Here is a 652-nt window from a genome sequence, read left to right as displayed (position 1 = left end):
TATAACGCCCAATTAAGGGGTGAGCAACGCTACCACCCAACCTAACGCATTGTACCGTAACCACTAAATTTGAAGTAGAAGCAAAAGTGCCAAGCGTTGGGAATCCCTCTTAAATTGCTTGTTAGCAGTAATTCTTAACGCTACTACTATAATTAATAATATATTTTTTCACCTAGTACGCCTTTCAATACTTGATGACATTCCCCTTTCACGCTCAGACTTTCTTGACATTCCGATTCGCTAACAAATAGGTTGATACTTTCATGCTGATTAGAATCGATAGCTATAAATTCGTTAAGTTGTTCTGCAAACTGATGGTTTAGTTCCACAGAGATCATTACAATTAACGCTATTGATAAGACCATAACATACAAAGTTTTTGTATCAAGAATTGGACCTATATAATGTGCCGTGCTCGTAGGCTCACCTTTCATTTCTGACAATATTTTTATTTCAGATTTATAATTTAACAAGAAACAGGTTATAGAAATAGTTGCCGCTATCAACCAAACTGTCATAAAAAATGAGCGACCATCCAGCCAATGATAATTGATCCCTCGCAGGTCTAGCCATGAATTAAATAATGCCGCAACTAACAGATACCTAATTAGTTTTATGAAATCTTTCAATTGTTTTTCCTTACTGCTAACGC

The 652-nt window shown here is 35.9% G+C and carries 1 protein-coding gene; it reads right to left on the bottom strand.

Going from position 1 to position 652, the window contains the following annotated elements; genetic code table 11:
* Positions 1-152: 152 nt before the first annotated feature.
* On the bottom strand, positions 153-652 hold a 500-nt coding region (locus AACW06_RS19870), incomplete at its 5' end, for a hypothetical protein (protein WP_238336773.1).

The sequence above is a fragment of the Vibrio sp. S12_S33 genome (assembly GCF_963889785.1).
GTDB lineage: Bacteria > Pseudomonadota > Gammaproteobacteria > Enterobacterales > Vibrionaceae > Vibrio > Vibrio aestuarianus.
The sequence above is the reverse complement of the archived record's forward strand: the minus strand, read 5'-3'. Positions and strand labels throughout refer to the sequence as shown.